Source organism: Pauljensenia sp. UMB9872 (genome assembly GCF_030212665.1).
GTDB classification, from domain to species: Bacteria; Actinomycetota; Actinomycetes; order Actinomycetales; family Actinomycetaceae; genus Pauljensenia; species Pauljensenia turicensis_B.
This window is the reverse complement of sequence record NZ_JASOER010000011.1, coordinates 1-19,522: the sequence shown is the minus strand read 5'-3', so window position 1 is coordinate 19,522 and position 19,522 is coordinate 1. Positions and strand designations below refer to the sequence as shown.

Below are 19,522 nucleotides of genomic sequence, written 5' to 3'. Positions count from 1 at the left end.
CTTCCCACTCCTAGAGCCCAGCAAGCAAAGCAAGTGAACAAGAGCGCATAAAGGGGAGTAAAATCGCGGTGCCGCCGCCCGTCTCGCGGATGGCCACAATGAAAGGAAGACACGTGCTGCGCACTCATAACATTGGCACCCTCAATACCGACCTTGTCGGTCAGACCGTTACTCTGACCGGTTGGGTGGATCGCCGCCGTGATCACGGTGGCGTTGCATTCGTCGATCTCCGCGATGCATCCGGTATTGCACAGGTTGTCGTCCGCGACGAATCCGTCGCCCACGAGCTCCGCTCCGAATTCGTCCTCAAAGTCACCGGCGAGGTGTGTGCTCGCCCCGAGGGTAACGAGAACCCTAACTTGCCCACCGGCGCCATCGAAGTGATGGGCGACGACATTGAAATCCTCAATACGTCCGCACCTCTTCCTTTCCAGGTCTCTGCGCACGCAGAAGACTCCGGCAACGTTGGCGAAGAAACTCGCCTGAAGTACCGTTACCTCGACCTTCGTCGCGAACCGGAACAGTACGCGCTGCGTCTTCGTTCCAAGGTGTCGCGCGCCGCTCGTGACACTCTCTACACACACGACTTTGTCGAAATCGAAACCCCGACCCTGACGCGTTCGACCCCCGAAGGTGCTCGCGACTTCATCGTCCCGGCTCGTTTGTCGCCCGGCTCTTGGTACGCACTTCCGCAGTCCCCGCAGCTGTTTAAGCAGATGCTCATGGTTGCCGGTATGGAACGCTACTTCCAGATTGCACGGTGCTACCGTGACGAGGACTTCCGCGCTGACCGTCAGCCGGAATTCACCCAGCTTGACATCGAAATGAGCTTCGTTGACCAGGATGACGTCATTGCCGTTGCCGAAGATGTCATGACGAACGTCTGGAAGCTCATCGGCTACGACCTGCCGACCCCGCTTCCTCGAATGACCTACAAGGACGCGATGGAAAAGTATGGCTCTGACAAGCCCGACCTTCGTTTCGGCCTCGAACTGGTTGACCTGACCGAATACTTCAAAGACACCACGTTCCGAGTCTTCCAAGCTCCCTACGTCGGCGCAGTCGTCATGCCCGGCGGTGCTTCCCAGCCGCGTCGCACCTTTGACAAGTGGCAGGAATGGGCGAAGGCACGCGGTGCAAAGGGCCTCGCTTACGTCACCATTGGTGAAGACGGCACCCTCGGTGGCCCCGTTGCCAAGAACATCACCGATGCTGAGCGCGAAGGACTGGCGGAAGCAACCGGTGCTCAGCCCGGCGACTGCATCTTCTTCGGTGCGGGTAAACCGACCGCCTCGCGTGAATTGCTTGGCGCGGCGCGCCTCGAAATTGGCAAGCGTTGCGATCTGATTGACCCCGACGCGTGGGCATTCACCTGGGTGGTTGATGCTCCGCTCTTCAAGCCCACCGGCGACGCAGAAGCAGAAGGTGACGTTGCACTTGGCCACTCCGCATGGACCGCTGTGCACCACGCATTTACCTCCCCAAAGCCCGAATGGCTGGACTCCTTCGACAAGGACCCGGGCAATGCACTTGCCTACGCCTACGACATCGTCTGCAACGGCAACGAAATTGGTGGCGGCTCAATCCGTATCCACCGCCGTGACATCCAGAACCGCGTCTTCAATGTCATGGGGATTGGCGACGAAGAAGCCCAGGAGCAGTTTGGCTTCCTGCTGGATGCCTTCAAGTTCGGCGCTCCGCCGCACGGTGGCATCGCATTCGGTTGGGACCGCATCGTTTCGTTGCTCACCAAGTCCGAGTCGATCCGTGACGTCATCGCCTTCCCGAAGTCGGGTGGTGGCTACGATCCGCTGACCGAAGCTCCCGCTCCGATTACGCCTCTTCAGCGTAAGGAAGCTGGTGTTGATGTCCAGCCGAAGAAGCGTGGCGAAGAGGAAACCTCCAAAGAAGAGGCCGGTGAAGCACAGTGATAGTGCGCGTTCAATGACGCACCCTATCGTTCCCGTGGAGATTTCATCTCCGGTGAACAACTGAGCACAGAGGGCGGTACTGAAGATTGAGGTCTTCGGTACCGCCCTCTGATTTATCCCGTGGATTTCATCTGTGTCACCAGACTTCTTGCATGGCAGATTCGTCAGGTTGTAGGTCTGTTTCACCTGCATTAGTGCGTGATTTAGGGCACACTGTATGTATGTCGTACGTAGAAATGCACCCAGAGAATCCACAAGTTCGTTTCGTGAACAAAGCTGTCGAGATCTTGAACAACGAAGGCGTGATCGCGCTTCCGACTGATTCGGGATACGCGATTGCCTGCAAGCTCGGCAACAAGACTGGCATGGATACGATTCGTTCGATTCGTCGTTTGGACGAGAAACACAACTTCTCGCTCTTGTGCCATTCTTTTGCGCAACTGGGTGAACTTGTCATCGTCGATAACTCTCAGTTCCGTACGATCAAAGCTTTGACTCCGGGTGCCTACACTTTCATTTTGCCTGGAACTAAAGAGATTCCTCGCATGACGCTGAATAAAAAGAAGCACACGGTTGGTGTCCGCATTCCCGATCATGTCATCACCCAAGAGATCGTTGCAGCGCTTGGTGAACCGCTTCTGTGTTCGACACTGATTTTGCCCGGTGAGAGCGAACCGATGATCGACGGGTTCGAGGTGGATGATCGCATCGGTAAGTTGATTGACCTTGTGATCGTTGGTCCCGTCGGTGGTGACGAGGCCACAACCGTTATCGACTTCACCCAGGGCAGTGGAGTGGTCGCACGTGCCGGCGCGGGGGATACCTCACTTTTTGAGTAAACACTTCGTGTGACCTTCTCATTTCTCTCCTGATAGGCTCAATGAAGCATATAGAGTAAAGGGGAGGAAAGAATGGCGCTACAACGCCATCGTGGTGCTGTTCATGCGCATTTCGTGCGTATGCTTGCACTCCTTTTTGTGCTGGTTGGATTTGTTTTAGGCTGTGTTACCCCGTCATTTGCGCAGGGCGATGGAAAGAACGTGAACAGCCCTTTTTTAAAGGATTCTCTCTTAGACACGTTCACGGTTCTTTCCAGTTGTAGTAGTGCCGATGCAACGTACCTTATTGCCGTCTACCTTGACGGTGACGGAATGCTTTTGCAGCGTAGTGAACCGTTGGTAAACCCGCTGACCGGCGAAAAGCTTGAAGCGAAGGTGTGGGCAGTTGGTACCTATGACGCGCAGAAAGAGCGTTTCGTGGCAACCGTTGAGATCCCTAACGGCACGAACAATGCTGACGGCACTCTTTGGAAAGCTAATATCGGTCATCAACTCACTGTCTCTTATCTGAACAAGGACGGTCACAGTGCAGGAGTGGTTTGCGAGTTCACACGCTGGGTCGGCATTACGCAAAAGGCAATCCCGATTACTCCAGTCGATCCCGTTGAACCTGTTACTCCCGTTCAACCGGTAGATCCGGTGATTCCCGGTGAGCCTGAAAAGCCCGTAACTCCCAGTGAACCTGAAAAGCCCGTAACCCCCAGTGTCCCGGTTGTTCCTGAGCCCGTTACTCCTTCAGCGCCGGCTACACCGTTGACTCATGCCACTTCAGCGCAGACGAACACGGTGGCCGCCCGGCGTGCTTCGAATCCAGCTGTTCAGGCTCCTGCCCAGCAAACGACGGTTGCTTCTCCCGTTCCACTTGCTTCTCCCGTTCCAAGCGAAGCAAGCTCAACGGAAGACCAATCTGACCAGCCAACAGTGAAGCCTCTTTCCTCCCAATCAAGCGAGTCGTCGGCGTCTTCACCCTCGGCGGAAGCCATTCTTACTGCGCACGAAGCTAGCGTCGACAACGGCGCCGCAATGAACGCGGCGATGGCTCTGTCCGCATCAGCATTCGCGGCCGGCGGTGGCATGGTGTTAATCGCTGGTGGCGTCGTTGTACATCTACTGTCCGCCTCAGCGCCCACTCAGTGAACGTCGTGGACCTTTTTAGTTCCGACTCTTTAACTGCCGACGGAGTTCCGCAGTTTAACTCCCATGCTCCTCTTGCAGTGCGTATGCGCCCAACATCTCTCGATGAAGTCATTGGGCAACGCCATCTTCTCTTAGAAGGTTCGCCTCTTCGACGGTTGCTTGCTCCGGTTAAACCGGATGCTCCTCAGGTTTCTTCCGTGATCTTGTGGGGTCCACCGGGCACTGGTAAAACCACACTTGCCTACCTTGTTGCTCAATCGTCCGGTCGTCATTTTGAAGAATTGTCCGCGGTCTCAGCTGGTGTAAAAGATATTCGAGACGTTGTTGTCAGCGCGAAGAGGCGTACCGCGGCAATTGGTGAAGGAACCATTCTTTTCATCGACGAGGTTCATCGTTTCTCGAAGTCTCAGCAGGATGCTCTTCTCCCAGCTGTCGAAAATCAGTGGGTGACCCTCGTTGCTGCAACAACCGAGAATCCATCGTTTTCGGTAATCTCGCCGTTGCTCTCACGTTCGATTGTGCTGGTTCTCCAGCCACTCGAAGAAGAGGCGATTGAGCTTGTAATCCGTCGTGCTCTAGACGATGAACGAGGTCTGAATGGCGCTTACACATTGGATGATGACGCGATGGGGGGCCTCGTACGCCTTGCTGGCTGCGATGCACGAAAGTCACTGACTCTGCTGGAAGCTGCCGCTGGAGCAGCCGACGACCAACAGTCGCAAGCGATCACCCTTGATCACGTGCAGACCGCCGCGAACCAAGCGCTTGTTCGCTGGGACCAGGATCAGCACTACGACGTTGCGTCGGCGTTCATTAAATCGATGCGAGGCTCTGACGTTGATGCGGCGTTGCACTATCTGGCGCGAATGCTAGAAGCGGGGGAGGATCCTCGTTTTATTGCGAGGCGCGTTATGATCGCTGCCTCGGAAGATGTGGGCATGGCAGCTCCCGAGGTCCTATCAACAACCGTTGCTGCTGCTCAAGCAGTGGCAATGATCGGCATGCCGGAGGCACGCATTATTTTGGCTGAAGCGGTCATTGCTGTCGCAACCGCGCCGAAGTCGAACGCTGCCTACCTTGGTATTGACAGGGCGATTGCGGACTTGAGAGCCGGAAAGAGCGGACCTGTTCCCATGCATCTGCGCGATGCTCATTACGGGGGAGCGAAACGACTGGGCCACGGCCAAGAGTACATTTATGCGCACGACGAACCGCATCACGTTGCTACCCAGCAGTACCTTCCCGACAATCTTGAGGGTGCGCGCTACTATGAGCCAACCACGAACGGGCATGAGAAACTCATCACTGAACGCTTGTCCGTGATTAGGAAACTACTGAAACTACGGTAGTCTTAACGGGTTGCCTGTACGGCACACCTGGGGTCTTAGCCGAAAGAAGCAATTCTGGGAGTTGACCCCGTGACCAACGGATAGTCCGTGGTCATGACACAAGAAACAGGAAAGATAGAGGAAATGGCACAGAACCGTTCCCGCAAGCAGGTGCGCGAATCGCGCGCCCTCGGCATTGCACTCACCCCGAAGGCAGTCCGCTACTTCGAGAAGCGTCCCTACGGCCCCGGCGAGCACGGTCGCTCCCGTCGTCGTCAGGAATCCGACTACGCCGTTCGTCTGAAGGAAAAGCAGCGTCTGCGCGCTCAGTACGGCATCCGCGAATCCCAGATGCGTCGCGCCTTCGAAGAAGCACGTCGTACCGCTGGCCTGACCGGTGAAAACCTGGTTGAGCTTCTCGAAATGCGTCTTGACGCCCTGGTTCTGCGTGCAGGCTTCGCCCGCACCATCCAGCAGGCACGTCAGGTCGTCGTTCACCGTCACATCCTGGTTGACGGCAAGATCGTTGACCGTCCGTCTTTCCGTGTGAAGCCGGGTCAGACCATCCAGGTCAAGCCGAAGTCGCAGACCACCGTTCCGTTCGAAATTGCCGCTCAGGGCATTCACCGTGACGTTCTGCCGGCAGTTCCCGAATACCTGAACGTCGAGCTTGAGCGCCTCAAGGCCACCTTGGTTCGTCGCCCGAAGCGCGCTGAGGTCCCCGTGACCTGTGACGTCCAGATGGTCGTCGAACACTACTCGCGCTGATCATACTTTCGCAGAGCCCCGAGAGTTTTCTCGGGGCTCTGTTGTTTTCTTTCACCCCGTTGGTCAGATGTGCTTTATCTGGCCCTCACCTATTACGATAGGGAACCATGCGCACCTCTGAAATTCGTTCACGTTGGCTCGACTTCTTCGAATCGAAAGGCCACCATATTTCGCCTTCGGTTTCGTTGATCTCTCCAGAGCCTTCCATTCTGTTCACCGTCGCGGGCATGGTGCCGTTTATTCCCTACATTCTGGGAACAGAGCCGGCTCCGTGGCCGAGGGCCGCATCGGTGCAGAAGTGCATTCGTACGAACGATATTGACAACGTTGGTAAGACCACGCGGCACGGTACGTTCTTCCAGATGAACGGTAATTTCTCCTTTGGTGATTACTTCAAGGAAGGCGCTATCAGCCATGCGTGGGAACTGCTGACAACTCCGCAGGATAAGGGCGGTTACGGCCTCGACGGCGACCGGTTGTGGATGACCATTTGGGAAAAGGACGAGGTCTCCTTCGACTACTGGACGAAGACGATCGGCCTGCCCGCAGAGCGCATCCAGCGTCTTCCGTTTGAAGAGATCTCCTGGTCGACCGGTCAACCGGGTCCTGCTGGCGCATGCTGTGAAATCCACTACGACCGTGGTCCTGAGTTTGGACCTGATGGCGGTCCCATCGCCGACATTGTTGGCGACCGCTTCCTTGAAATCTGGAACCTCGTCTTCGACGAATTTGTTCGAGGCGAAGGTGAAGGCCACGACTTCGAACTCGTTGGCAAGCTTGACCAGACCGCAATTGATACGGGTGCTGGCCTTGAGCGTCTTGCGTTCATCATGCAGGACAAGCCGAATATGTATGAGATCGACGAAGTCTTCCCGGTCATTGATGTCGCCCAGCAGATGTCGGGCAAGAAGTACGGCTTGGGTGCCTCAGGCCCCAGCGCGGGTGTCGCTTATGACGATGATGTGCGTATGCGCGTTGTCGCAGATCACGTGCGTTCTGCGCTCATGCTGATCAATGATGGCGTGCGCCCGGGCAACGATGGACGAGGCTACGTGTTGCGTCGTCTGATCCGCCGTGCGGTGCGTTCGATGCGTCTTCTGGGCGTCGACGAGGCCACGATGCCGAGTCTGCTGACAGCTTCGAAGAACGTCATGTCCCTGTCCTACCCGGAACTTAACGAGAATTGGGCAACCATTCAGGACGTTGCATACGCCGAAGAGGACGCATTCCGTCGCACGCTGAGTGCCGGCACCACAATTCTTGACACCGCCGTTCGTGATGCGAAGAAGGCTGGATCTAACGTTCTGTCCGGTGAATCAGCATTCTCACTGCATGACACCTACGGCTTCCCGATTGACTTGACGCTTGAAATGGCAAGCGAGCAGGGCCTGAAGGTTGACGAGGATGCCTTCAAAACTCTCATGCAGGAGCAGAAGGATCGTGCACGCGCCGATGCTCGCGCAAAGAAGACCGGCCACACCGACGTTCGCCTCTTTCAAGATATTGAGAAGCAGATGGGTGGCGGTTCGACCTTCCTCGGCTACACCGATCTTGGCTCTGAAGCGACGATCACCGCTCTTCTTGTTGATTCCGTTCCCGCTTCCGTCGCGCAGGCGCCCGCTGAGGTCGAGGTCATCCTTGACCGCACTCCGTTCTACGCTGAGATGGGTGGCCAGCTCGCTGACCACGGCCAGATTCGCCTTGCAGACGGTGGCATTATCGAGGTTCACGATGTCCAAGCTCCGATTAAGGGGCTGTCGGTTCACCGTGGCACGCTGACTGAAGGCTTAGTGACGGTTGGTGCGAAGGCATGGGCGGAGGTTGACTCTGAGCGTCGTCTAGCGATTGCCCGCGCTCACACCGCAACCCACATGGTCTACGCGGGTCTGCGTCGAATCGTTGCCGAAGACGCCGATCAGGCTGGTTCTGAGAACTCACCGTCACGTCTACGCTTCGACTTCCGTCACTCCTCGGCTCTCGAGGGCTCGCAGATTAACGATATTGAAGCTCTCGTCAATGAAAAGCTTGCCGAGGACCTCGTGGTCAAGACTGACGTGATGTCGATCGAAGAGGCCCGGCTTTCCGGCGCGATTGCACTTTTCGGCGAAAAGTATGGTGCTGAGGTCCGAGTTGTCACCATCGGTGACGGCTTCGATAAGGAACTCTGCGGTGGCACCCACGTTCCTACGACCGGCCACATTGGTCGTATCGCGATCTTGGGTGAAGGATCCATTGGTTCGGGCGTACGACGCATTGATGCGCTTGTCGGTAATGGCGCGTATTCGTTCCAGGCAAAGGAACATGCTTTGGTTTCCCAGCTGTCGACCATGGTGGGGGGCCGTAGCGAAGAGCTTCCGGATCGTATTGCTTCGTTGCTTGCTCGAGTGAAGGAATCTGAGAAGGAACTCGAGCGCATGCGCATTGAGCAAGCACTGGCTCAGGCGCAGACGCTTGCTGATACGGCAAAGTCGCTCAATGGCATTGCTGTAGTCGCCAATGATGCAGGCGTTATGCCGTCCGCTGACGCGTTGCGCACCCTGGCTCTTGAAGTTCGTGATCGTCTTGGCGATGCGAATCCGGTTGTTGTCGCTCTCATCGGCCGAGTGAACGACAAGCCGTCGATCGTCGTTGTGACAAACGAGAAGGCACGCGAGCGCAAGGCTAAGGCAGGCGCATTTGTTCGCGCTGTCGGCCAGCACCTTGGTGGTGGCGGCGGTGGCCGTGATGACATCGCACAGGGCGGTGGCACCAAGCTCGACGCGATCAAGGAAGCGCTTGACGCGATCCGTCGCGAGGTTGCTCATTCGTGAGTCTTCGTCGCGGAACGCGCATCGGTGTTGATGTTGGAACTGTCCGGGTTGGAGTGAGTCGCTGCGACCCGGACGGTATCCTCACAATGCCCGTTGAAACTGTTATCCGAGCTGATGACGGTTCCGACGTTGAGCGTATCTGCTCAATCATCGACGAATACGATGCCTTCGAAGTCATCGTAGGCCTGCCGAAACATCTCAAAGGTGGAGAAGGAATTTCAGCAAAAGGCGCTCGGCGCTACGGCAGACGAATTAAGCTAGCTAGGCCACATGTTCGTGTCGCATTGGTTGATGAGAGGCTATCCTCAAATCAAGCGCATGCGCGCTTACGACAGTCAGGCGTTCCAGAGAGGGAACACCGAGCGGTTGTCGATCAGGTGGCTGCTCAGATCATTCTTGAGCAAGCACTTGAAGCGGAACGAATGAGCGATCGAGCCCCGGGGCTCGAGATCACTATTGAAGGGAAGGACCTTTCGTGACGACGCCCAACTCGCAACGCCCTCCATTCCCTCGACGACGAGATGTACAGGGACGAGCAGGCACTCAGGCTTCGCATCAGCGCGCGCAGACACCGCCCGCAACGCCACAGTCGAATGGTCTTCCTCTTTTCGAAACCGTCACTAGCGAAACGACCGGCATGCGTTCTCGACGCCTAGAAGTAGAGCGTCGTCGAGCCCGCCGTCGTAAACGTCATCGTCGTATCCGCGCGTTCGTTATCCTGGCAATCGTTATTGCTCTCCTTGGCGGTGCAGCAGTGTATGCCGTACGCCAGCTGACCGCGCCTTCATCTTCCTTCTCGCAACTGGACGATGACTATCCAGGTCCGGGTTCAGGCTCTGTTGAAGTGACGATCGATGTCGGTGAAACAGGCGCCGAAATCGGTCAGTTACTGGTTGATGCTGACGTCGTCAAGAGTGTCGCAGCCTTTATTCGCTCGTATGAAGCGAATAAAGCAGCCACAATGATCCGTCCGGGCACATACACGCTGAAAATGCAGATGAGTGCCTCTGATGCGGTTGCCGCATTGCTTGATGACGCTAATAGGTCTGATAACACGGTGACTGTCACTCCGGGTCAAACCAAGGCAGAAATTGCCGAGCGTATTTCATCTGTCACCGATTTCAGCGTTGATGATGTCACCGCAGCATTTGAAGATGCCAGTGCTATTGGTTTGCCCGATGTTGCTGGAGGAAATGTTGAGGGGTGGCTTGCTCCGGGTTCATACGAAGTGGCGTCTTCGGATACTCCGGTGACTCTGGTTGCCCAGATGGTTGCCAATACGATTTCCACGCTCGATAGTGCCGGTGTCGCTGAAGACCAGCGCGAAATCGTTTTGAACAAGGCTTCAATTCTCGAACGTGAAGTGAACCTCGACGAGTACCTGCCCAAGGTCGCTCGAGTGATTGAAAATCGTCTTGCTACTACTGAAAACGAGACTCGTGGCTTGCTCCAAATGGACTCGACGGTTCTTTACGGAGTTGGTAAGACCGGTGGCGTACCAACCGCTTCCGATCTGCTGGATGAGAACCCGTACAACACATACCTTCATCAGGGGATTCCTCCGAGTCCGATCGCTCAGCCCAGTGAGGCAGCAATCAAGGCCGTGATGCATCCTGCGGATGGCGACTGGCTGTACTACGTGACCATTGATTTGGATACGGGTGAGACAGTGTTTGCTTCAACTCTGGCCGATCACGAAGCCAATCAGCAGAAATTCAAGGACTACTGCAAAGCTAACCCCGGGAAGTGCTGACACAATGAGTTGGGCTGGCGTAATCGGCTCACCCATTGAGCACTCACTATCGCCTCTTTTGCATAGGGCAGCGTGGGATTCTGTCGGCGTGGGTTCTGACTGGACGTATCGCACAATCGAGGTCACGAAAGAAACGTTGCCGTCTTTCCTGTCCTCGCTCGATTCAGGGTGTCTCGGTCTTTCCGTGACCATGCCGTGCAAACAGGACATCATGTCTTTGATTGACGTCTGCGATCCGTTGGCCCAAGCGGTTGGAAGTGTGAATACCGTTGTCCCATCATCAGGCGTGTTGACCGGTTTTAACACCGATGTGCATGGGATCGTGATGGCTATCGATCAGGCTCGAGCGCGCAGGGGCTGTGATGCGCCGCATTCTGCAGTGATCTTGGGCAGTGGAGCGACGGCGGCCTCGTCCCTTGCAGCCTTGGGCACGCTTGGTATCACTCACACAACCGTGATCGCGCGTCGCTTTGGTGGACCGGGTTCGATTGTTGTGGCAGCAATGCGGTTGGGTGTTGAGATTGACCAAGTTCTCTTCGCCGATCATGAACGAGTGATGCGTGAGATCGCTTCGGCAGACATCCTCATTTCTACGTTGCCCGCACATATTGACGATGATATTGCCAAGCAATTGAGCCCGAGCACCGATCAGTGTCTGCTTGATGTCATTTATTCGCCTCGTGACACGCAGCTTGTACAGGCGTATGAAGCCAATGGCGCGTGCGTTGCCTACGGTGTCGAGATGCTTCTTCATCAAGCGCATCTTCAGGTTCAGCTCATGACGGGGAAGAACGCTGATGTGGAGGCGATGCGTCAGGTGATTCCTCAATGAGCGATTTTTTCAGTCTTCTGCGCGTCCGTGAAGCAACAACGGTCCAGGACTTGTCGCTTGCGTTAGCACTCGCAACCTGGCTCATCATTATCTATTGGCTGTGGCGCTACGGCTGGCGTGTCCAACGCCGATATTTCATTGAAGCAACGCTGACACCGTATAAGCGCACGGGTATCGTGTGGACCTCCGCTTTGTTTGGGGCTGCAACGATTGTGACGCTGCAACTGAAACCGTCGGCACCGGCTATTGTGTCGGTTGCGATGATCGGGGCGCTCTCTGCTTTGGTTGATGCTCGAACGCACAAGCTTCCCAACGCATACACGGCTACGATGGCAATCGGGGTGACCTTCGGTGCACTCTGCATGGTTTTCCACTCGGAAACGCCCTTGAAAGTGTTCTTGCGTATTGTCTTGTCGATGCTAATTTGGGCGGTTCCCTTGTGGATCCTTTCTAGGATCCCGGGCGGTGTCGGTTTTGGCGACGTGAAGATTGCTCCTGTCCTTGGAGCGTTGCTTGGGTGCGTTGGTATCCAAGCTGCCTACGGTGGTTTGATTATTTCCTTCGTTTTGGCCGGCGGCGCCGCGTTGTGGCGATTGGTCGTCGGCAATGCGGGGACCGGGGCGCGGATACCTCTTGGACCGTGGCTGATTCTTGGTGCTGCCGGTGGGTATATCGGTTGGGGCGCGATTCTTCAGTGGCAGTAGGTGGTTCTTTCGCCTACGCAGTTGACTGCATTCTTTTTGGGGTACGAGGCCGGTTACTTCGATGTGCGATGGCGTTATAGCCGGAGAATGAACGGCAGAGGTCGTGTTGAACTGTTCGTGTCAAGATAGGTGAATGACTTTAGATCCTTCGATTGCTCAGCGTTTAAAGCGTGATTCTGCCGGTCTTGTTGCTGCTGTCGTTCAGCAGTGGGATACCCGTGAAGTTTTGATGCTCGGGTGGATGGATGACGAGGCTCTTCATCGGACGCTGACGACAGGGCGAGTGACCTTCTGGTCGCGAAGTCGCCAAGAGTATTGGCGCAAGGGTGATACGTCCGGACACCTCCAGTTTGTGAAGGCTGTCAGTCTTGATTGTGACGGCGATGCGTTGCTCATTGAAGTGGACCAGGTTGGGGTTGCCTGTCACACGGGGAAGCGTTCCTGTTTCGAAGAAGGCGGTGACCTTGGTGCAGTTATCGGTCAGCGAGGTGACGTATGAGCCCACATGATGAGCCCATTTCAGTATCTCTACTAGTAGCCACTAGCATCGAATTGACGACGGCAGTGGCGAAGGAGCGCAATCATGACAGTCTTAGATGACATCATCGCAGGTGTCCGTGAAGATCTTGCCGTGCGCGAGGCCCACGTTCCCATGGACGAAATCAAGCGACGTGCACTGCGTGCCCCCGACGCCCATGACGCATTTGCAGCCTTCAAGGAATGCGAAGGCGCCGTATCGATCATTTCCGAAGTGAAGCGCTCCTCTCCGTCAAAGGGCACTCTTGCTGATATTCCTGATCCTGCGCGTCTTGCGTCGATCTACGAAGAAGGTGGCGCAACCGCCATTTCTGTTCTCACGGAAAAACGTCGTTTCTCTGGCTCCCTCGCGGACCTTGATGCAGTGCGTGCAGCAGTGGATATTCCAGTGCTCCGCAAGGATTTTATTGTTACTCCGTATCAGATTCACGAGGCGCGGGCACATGGAGCGGACCTCGTCCTCTTGATCGTCGCCGCACTTGAACAGCCGGCACTTGTTTCGCTTCTGGAACGCGTCCATTCGCTGGGGATGAATGCTCTGGTTGAAACGCATTCGCGTCTTGAGGCGTTGCGAGCACTCGAAGCAGGAGCACGGATTATCGGGGTCAATGCTCGGGATCTGAAGACCCTTGAAGTTGACCGCGACACCGTTAACCAGGTGATTGATGTGATTCCAGCTGACGTTGTTGCCGTCGCGGAGTCAGGCGTACGAGGTCCCCACGACGTTTTCGAATACGCCAAGTGGGGTGCTGATGCTGTTCTCGTCGGCGAGGCTCTGGTGACCAGTGGTGATCCGTTGTCATCCATTCGTGACATGGTATGTGCCGGCTCTCATCCGGCTCTCCTGACCGACCGTAAGGCGCGCGTCCGCGCCGCTCTAGAGGAGAAGTAACGTGGCACTGTCAAACGTTCAAGGGCCGTACTTTGGCCAATTCGGTGGACGGTTTGTCGCCGAGTCGTTGATGGGACCACTCGAGGTTATTGAACGTGAGTGGAAGCGCCTGTGGCCCGATCCTGCGTTCCAGAAGCGTCTCCGTGACCTGTTTGTTGGGTATGCGGGTCGTCCGTCTTTGCTGACCGAGGCGCCTCGTTTTTCCCGCGAGCTTGGGGGAGTGCGCGTCTTTTTGAAGCGTGAAGACTTGAACCACACGGGCTCACACAAGATCAACAACGTGCTTGGCCAAGCTCTTTTGACGAAGGAACTGGGCAAAACCCGAGTCATCGCTGAAACCGGCGCCGGGCAACACGGTGTTGCGACCGCCACTGCAGCGGCGCTTCTTGGCTTGGAGTGCACTGTCTACATGGGCGAAGAAGACACTCGACGTCAAGCACTGAATGTTGCTCGAATGCAGATGCTTGGGGCGGAAGTTGTCGCCGTAACATCCGGCTCGAAGACTCTGAAGGATGCAATCAATGAAGCATTCCGCGATTGGGTGACGAACGAAGCTACAACCAACTACATCTTCGGTACCGCGGCTGGTCCTCATCCATTCCCGGAACTTGTTCGTGATTTACAGCGAGTGATTGGTGATGAGGCTCGAGCACAGCTTCTGGCAATGGAAGGCCGTTTGCCGGACATCGTCTGCGCATGTATCGGTGGTGGTTCGAACGCAATCGGTACTTTCACCGCATTCCTCGACGATCCCGATGTTGAACTACTCGGGTGCGAAGCCGGTGGAGACGGGTTTGAGACCGGTCGTCATGCTGCCTCGATTACCGCGAATGAAACCGGTGTTCTTCACGGAGCCCGCACGTACCTGCTTCAAGAACGAGACGGCCAAACGAAGGAATCACATTCGATTTCGGCGGGTCTCGACTACCCGGGTGTTGGCCCCGAACATTCGTGGCTCGCTGCGACCGGTCGCGTTTGCTACATTCCTATCAACGATGCCGATGCGATGGATGCTTTCATATTGCTATCACGCACCGAGGGTATTATTCCCGCAATTGAGTCTTCCCATGCTCTTGCTGGTATCCGCCAGTGGGCCACGCAGAAGGTTCGCGAAAACGGCGGTCCCTTTGCTGAAGGTGAAGGTCCGATTGCCGTTGTCACTGTGTCGGGACGCGGAGATAAAGACGTGGACACGGCATCGAAATGGTTCAACTTGGGTCATGCGACTCGTCAAGTGATTGACCCCAGTGCCGGTTCGACCGGCATTTCCCAGTTGGACGATGACGAAGAGGCGGGCAAGTGAGCAAAGAATTGAAAGCTGGGCGTCGCATCGACGAAGCTCATTCACGAGGCGACGCAGCTCTCATCGGATACCTTCCCGTTGGTTTTCCATCGGTTGATCATTCCATTCGAGCGGGCAAAGTCCTTGCAGATTGTGGTCTTGACGTACTAGAACTGGGCTTCCCCTATTCCGATCCAGGAATGGATGGACCCACGATTCAAAAGGCAACAGTTGCTGCTCTTGAATGCGGTACTCACCTTGAAGATCTGTTTCGAGCTGTTGAAGAACTGACCAGCTATGGCCTGACCACCGCGGTGATGACCTACTGGAATCCTGTCGAATGGTGGGGTGTGGAGCGCTTTGCCCGTGATTTTGCCACAGCGGGTGGTTCCGGTCTGATTACTCCCGACCTTCCTCCAGAAGAAGGGGCGCAGTGGGAAGCAAGCGCAGAAAAATACGGCTTGGAACGCACATACCTTGTCGCCCCCTCGTCTCCGAGGCACCGGCTGGAACTGATCAGTGCGCATAGTGAAGGCTGGGTGTACGCTGCCTCGACGATGGGTGTTACCGGTGCTCGCGCATCCGTGGGCGAGCACGTCAAGGACCTCGTTGAACGCACGCGAGATGCCGGGGCTCAGCGCGTGTGCGTTGGTCTTGGTGTTTCGAACGGCCAGCAGGCGAAAGAAATCGGTGCGTACGCCGACGGCGTTATCGTGGGCTCCGCATTGGTGAAGACACTGTTTAACGAGCCAATTGACCGCGGCCTTCGTCTTCTTGAAGAATGTGCTCAAGACTTGGTTTCAGGAGTTAAAGGAGTCCGATTGTGATCAGTGCTTCCATCCCTTCTCCGTCGCAGGGTGTCTGGTACATCGGTCCGCTACCGCTACGCGCCTACGGATTGATCATCGTTGTCGGCATGTTTATCGCCGTCTACTGGACGGCCAAGCGCTACGCAAAACGTGGCGGTGACCCTGAACTGATGTATGACGTGGCCCTTTGGGCGATCCCGATCGGCCTTATCGGAGCTCGCCTGTACCACGTCATCACATCCCCCGAAGCCTACTTTGGCCCAAACGGTGATCCGGCTCGAATCATCCGAGTCTGGGAAGGTGGCTTGGGTATCTGGGGTGGTGTCGCTCTGGGTGCGGTCGGCGCTTGGATTGCAGTGAAACGTTCCGGGAAGCGCCTCGGCCCGCTTGCTGATTCGCTTGCACCAGCATTACTGGTCGCCCAGGCCATTGGTCGCTGGGGGAACTGGTTCAATCAAGAGCTTTTCGGTGGCCCCACGACGTTGCCGTGGGGTTTGCAGATTGACGACGCGCATCTGCCCGATGGTTTTGCCTCGGGAACCCTGTTTCACCCAACATTCCTCTACGAGTGCCTGTGGAATCTGACGATGGCAGCAATCATCGTGTGGTGCGATCGTCGTTTCCGTTTCGCCTCTGGACAGGTGTTCGCGCTCTACCTGATCGCATATCCACTTGGACGAAGCTGGATTGAAATGATGCGCATCGACACGGCTCACACCTTCTTCGGAGTGCGCTTGAACGTATGGACATCGCTCGCCATTTTGGCGCTAGGCCTCGTCGTCTATTTCGTTGCTGGGAAGCTGGGACGATCCACTATCTTGCAGGGCGATGAACGTTTCGTGCCTGTTGAAACCGACGAAAACGCTTCTAAAATCGCTGAACATGGGAACGATCACCTTGAAATTGAATCTCTGAATAAGAGTTCTGAAGCCCAATCGCGGTAGGCTTAGCCTATGCGCCGAGCAAAAATTGTATGTACTCTCGGCCCTGCCACTGATTCTTCGGAGCAAGTCCAAGCACTGGTTGACGCCGGTATGGACGTTGCCCGAATCAATCGATCACACGGCACGGCTGCAGAGCACGAAGCTGTCATTGAAAAGGTCCGTCGCGCTTCTGCGACTTCAGGACGTGCCATTGCAATTCTTGTCGACCTGCAGGGGCCGAAGATTCGCCTGGAGACGTTCGAAGAAGGACCCCAGGTCCTCACTGTTGGTGACACGTTCACCATCACAACCCGCGACGTGCCTGGAACTAAGGAACTCGTTGGTACGACCTTCAAAGGTTTGCCCGGTGACTGTGCTCCCGGCGATCGCCTGCTGATTGACGACGGAAACGTCGCAGTCCGCGTTGTCGAGGTCACCGATACCGACGTCATCACCAAGGTTGAGGTCCCCGGCGTAGTTTCCGACCACAAGGGCTTGAACCTTCCCGGCGTCGCAGTGTCCGTTCCTGCTCTTTCCGAGAAGGATAAAGAGGACCTGCGTTGGGCAATGGAAAACGACGCAGACTTCATCGCTCTGTCGTTCGTCCGCAATGCAAAGGACATCAACGATGTCCACGCGATCATGGACGAATACGGTCGTCGTCTTCCGGTGATCGCCAAGATCGAAAAGCCACAGGCTGTCGAAGCACTCCAGGAAATCGTCGATGCGTTTGACGCGATCATGGTTGCCCGCGGTGACCTTGGCGTTGAAATGCCACTCGAGTCCGTTCCGCTGGTTCAGAAGCGCGCCATTGAATTGGCTCGCCGTGCTGCGAAGCCGGTTATCGTCGCAACCCAGGTCATGGATTCCATGATTAAGAATCCTCGCCCGACCCGCGCTGAAGCTTCTGACTGTGCAAACGCCATCCTTGACGGTGCCGATGCGGTTATGCTTTCCGGCGAAACTTCAGTGGGGGCGTTCCCGATCGAAGCTGTTCGCACGATGGCTCGTATTATCGAGTCCACCGAAGAAAACGGTGGCGAAATGATCGCCGCACTGAACGGTTTCTTCGTCAACGACCGTGCGGCCGTCATCTGTGAAGCTGCCGCTCAGATTGCCGAGCATCTTGATGCTCGCTACCTGGTGACTTTCACTCAGTCCGGTGCTTCGGCTCGCATGATGTCGCGTCTGCGTCGCCCGATTCCAATGCTCGCATTTACTCCGCTGGAATCAACGCGTCGTCGCCTGGCATTGACGTGGGGTATTCAGACCTACCGCGTTCCTGAGGTCCGTCACACCGATGACATGGTGTGGCAGGTCGACCAGGTTACGCAGTCGTCACACCTCGCTGAAATTGGTGACGAACTCGTGATCGTTGCAGGTATGCCACCGGGGACCGCAGGTTCCTCGAACATGCTTCGCTTGCACAAGGTGGGCGATGAGATCGACTACTCAATCGGTGGTGGACTTCGCTGACACCAGCGTGTGAAGGTGGCCAGACTGCTTCGGTAGTCTGGCCATTTTTATTCGTGACACAAACACTTTGATTGTTCTTGACGGACTAGGGGCTTCATTGCGTGCAACACGAAGACGCGTTTTAGGTGGCGGAATACGTCAAACCGTGTAGGGTAGTGAGAGTGCCACGGCGAGTAAGAATGCCGACGAGGGTATTTGAGATTGCTTTCGGCACATACGACCTACCGTATGAGGTTGCCTGCGCGAACAACGCGCATACCTGCATACGGTCTGATGAATGAATGATGGAGAAGAAAAATGAATAAACGTACCCGGACTGTGTCAGTCCATTCTCAGGCACTGGATCGTCAGGCAAACAACCTGGAAATCGACCAGCTGGCCAATGCAGTCAAGCCTTGGTTTGACGAAATGAATGATGCGAATATTGCTCGCGCAATTTCGGATCTTTCCAACCCGTGTTCACGCGGACGCGCAGCTGACTTCCTCGGCCTTGAGCTGATTGAAGCAGCATGACCTGAACGTTGCAGTGACCTCACTCAAATGGTGATGAAGCTGTGACCAGTACAAACTCACGGTGGCGTGCAGTTCGTAGGAACTGCCCGCCACCGTTTGTGTCATCCTGCGGATTTAGTCGTCAACCTGATCGATAACAGCGTCAGCGACCTCGCGCATTGAAAGACGCCGATCCATTGACGTCTTTTGGATCCAGCGGAAGGCCTCGGGCTCGGTCATGCCCATGTTTTTCTGCAACAGGCCCTTCGCGCGGTCAACGCGCTTACGGGTTTCGAAACGGTCAGAAAGATCGGCGATCTCCTCTTCAAGAGATTCGATTTCCTGATGACGCGAAAGGGCAATCTCAATGGCAGGAATCAAATCAGCGGGGCTGAAGGGCTTGACAACATACGCCATTGCCCCCGCATCGCGTGCACGTTCAACAAGCTCTGTTTGGCTAAACGCGGTCAGCATGACGACAGCACACGAAAGCTCCTGAAGGATCTTTTCAGCGGCGGTAATGCCATCCATGCGAGGCATCTTCACGTCCATGACACAGAGATCGGGTTCGAGCTCAAGTGCAAGCTGGACGGCTTCTTCACCGTCTGCGGCCTCACCAACAACCTCAAACCCGGCAGAAGTGAGGGTTTCAACGATATCCAGACGAATCAGACCCTCATCTTCTGCGACAAGAACGCGGCGTGGTTCGTTTTGAACTTCAGTGGTCATAATTGATCCTCGGTTTGTAGGTTTGCTAGCTCTATCATAAACTTAAGCGGCGCCAATTACGGCGACGCCCCGATAGCCCAACTGGCAGAGGCGGTCGGCTCAAACCCGGCTTGTTGTGGGTTCGAATCCCACTCGGGGTACTTTCGAAGTGTGCCACGGTAGTTTTCGTACTACCGTGGCACTTCTCATTTCACTGATTGTGGGGGTTAAGTAGCAGAAAGTGTGTCCGGTCGGCGTGTCGCCGTCGGGCGTATTTTTATTTGAGGGGTCCTTTCCTGAT

Annotated in this window: 18 protein-coding genes and 1 tRNA gene; 18 read left to right on the top strand and 1 reads right to left on the bottom strand. The window is 55.9% G+C overall.

The features are described from left to right. Nucleotides 1-113: 113 nt before the first annotated feature. The 17 genes from aspS to QP109_RS05565 all read left to right on the top strand — a co-directional run bounded on the left by aspS (nt 114) and on the right by QP109_RS05565 (nt 18,534). A complete protein-coding gene (gene aspS / locus QP109_RS05645) occupies nt 114-1,931 on the top strand; it encodes an aspartate--tRNA ligase (protein WP_285023901.1) in 1,818 nt (605 codons plus the stop codon). Nucleotides 1,932-2,152: 221 nt separating this feature from the next. Continuing rightward, nucleotides 2,153-2,770, top strand: a complete 618-nt coding sequence (locus QP109_RS05640; protein ID WP_285023899.1) for an L-threonylcarbamoyladenylate synthase — start codon at nt 2,153-2,155, stop codon at nt 2,768-2,770. A 201-nt stretch (nt 2,771-2,971) separates the two neighbouring features. Then, nucleotides 2,972-3,907 (top strand): hypothetical protein, encoded by a 936-nt coding sequence (locus QP109_RS05635; protein WP_285023897.1) that lies wholly within the window; start codon nt 2,972-2,974, stop codon nt 3,905-3,907. Between the two features lie 5 nt (nt 3,908-3,912). Then, complete coding sequence (locus tag QP109_RS05630; RefSeq protein WP_285023895.1) at nt 3,913-5,256, top strand: replication-associated recombination protein A; 1,344 nt, start codon at nt 3,913-3,915, stop codon at nt 5,254-5,256. A gap of 123 nt (nt 5,257-5,379) precedes the next feature. Continuing rightward, nucleotides 5,380-6,003, top strand: a complete 624-nt coding sequence (gene rpsD, locus QP109_RS05625) for a 30S ribosomal protein S4 (protein WP_270772772.1) — start codon at nt 5,380-5,382, stop codon at nt 6,001-6,003. A gap of 107 nt (nt 6,004-6,110) precedes the next feature. Continuing rightward, nucleotides 6,111-8,813 carry an alanine--tRNA ligase gene (gene alaS / locus QP109_RS05620; RefSeq protein ID WP_285023893.1) on the top strand — a complete coding sequence of 901 codons (2,703 nt, stop codon included), beginning with the start codon at nt 6,111-6,113 and terminating at the stop codon, nt 8,811-8,813. Next, nucleotides 8,810-9,292, top strand: a complete 483-nt coding sequence (gene ruvX / locus QP109_RS05615; protein WP_101627772.1) for a Holliday junction resolvase RuvX — start codon at nt 8,810-8,812, stop codon at nt 9,290-9,292. Before alaS ends, ruvX begins: the two co-directional genes overlap by 4 nt. Beyond that, complete coding sequence (mltG, locus tag QP109_RS05610) at nt 9,289-10,566, top strand: endolytic transglycosylase MltG (RefSeq protein ID WP_285023891.1); 1,278 nt, start codon at nt 9,289-9,291, stop codon at nt 10,564-10,566. Before ruvX ends, mltG begins: the two co-directional genes overlap by 4 nt. Before the next feature lie 4 nt (nt 10,567-10,570). Beyond that, entirely contained in the window at nt 10,571-11,398 is an 828-nt protein-coding gene (locus tag QP109_RS05605; protein ID WP_285023890.1) for a shikimate dehydrogenase, read from the top strand. Then, nucleotides 11,395-12,102 (top strand): prepilin peptidase, encoded by a 708-nt coding sequence (locus tag QP109_RS05600; RefSeq protein WP_285023889.1) that lies wholly within the window; start codon nt 11,395-11,397, stop codon nt 12,100-12,102. The genes QP109_RS05605 and QP109_RS05600 overlap by 4 nt, the downstream gene beginning before the upstream one ends. Before the next feature lie 133 nt (nt 12,103-12,235). Beyond that, a complete protein-coding gene (gene hisI / locus QP109_RS05595; RefSeq protein ID WP_006681083.1) occupies nt 12,236-12,601 on the top strand; it encodes a phosphoribosyl-AMP cyclohydrolase in 366 nt (121 codons plus the stop codon). A gap of 84 nt (nt 12,602-12,685) precedes the next feature. Continuing rightward, a complete protein-coding gene (trpC, locus tag QP109_RS05590) occupies nt 12,686-13,531 on the top strand; it encodes an indole-3-glycerol phosphate synthase TrpC (protein WP_285023888.1) in 846 nt (281 codons plus the stop codon). Nucleotide 13,532: 1 nt separating this feature from the next. Next, on the top strand, nt 13,533-14,834 hold the full coding sequence (trpB, locus tag QP109_RS05585; protein WP_285023887.1) for a tryptophan synthase subunit beta: 1,302 nt from the start codon (nt 13,533-13,535) through the stop codon (nt 14,832-14,834). Continuing rightward, complete coding sequence (gene trpA, locus QP109_RS05580; RefSeq protein ID WP_285023886.1) at nt 14,831-15,640, top strand: tryptophan synthase subunit alpha; 810 nt, start codon at nt 14,831-14,833, stop codon at nt 15,638-15,640. Before trpB ends, trpA begins: the two co-directional genes overlap by 4 nt. Next, nucleotides 15,637-16,566, top strand: a complete 930-nt coding sequence (lgt, locus tag QP109_RS05575) for a prolipoprotein diacylglyceryl transferase (RefSeq protein ID WP_285023885.1) — start codon at nt 15,637-15,639, stop codon at nt 16,564-16,566. Before trpA ends, lgt begins: the two co-directional genes overlap by 4 nt. 9 nt (nt 16,567-16,575) lie before the next feature. After that, entirely contained in the window at nt 16,576-18,021 is a 1,446-nt protein-coding gene (pyk, locus tag QP109_RS05570; protein WP_101627764.1) for a pyruvate kinase, read from the top strand. Between the two features lie 297 nt (nt 18,022-18,318). Next, nucleotides 18,319-18,534 (top strand): hypothetical protein, encoded by a 216-nt coding sequence (locus tag QP109_RS05565; protein WP_101627763.1) that lies wholly within the window; start codon nt 18,319-18,321, stop codon nt 18,532-18,534. A gap of 114 nt (nt 18,535-18,648) precedes the next feature. On the opposite strand, the gene QP109_RS05560 is transcribed toward QP109_RS05565, so the two are convergent. After that, nucleotides 18,649-19,242, bottom strand: coding sequence for an ANTAR domain-containing response regulator (locus tag QP109_RS05560; RefSeq protein ID WP_101627762.1), 594 nt, complete (start codon nt 19,240-19,242; stop codon nt 18,649-18,651). 66 nt (nt 19,243-19,308) lie between these two features. Here QP109_RS05560 and QP109_RS05555 point away from each other — a divergent pair. After that, a tRNA-Leu gene (locus tag QP109_RS05555) sits at nt 19,309-19,382 on the top strand. Nucleotides 19,383-19,522 lie beyond the last annotated feature (140 nt).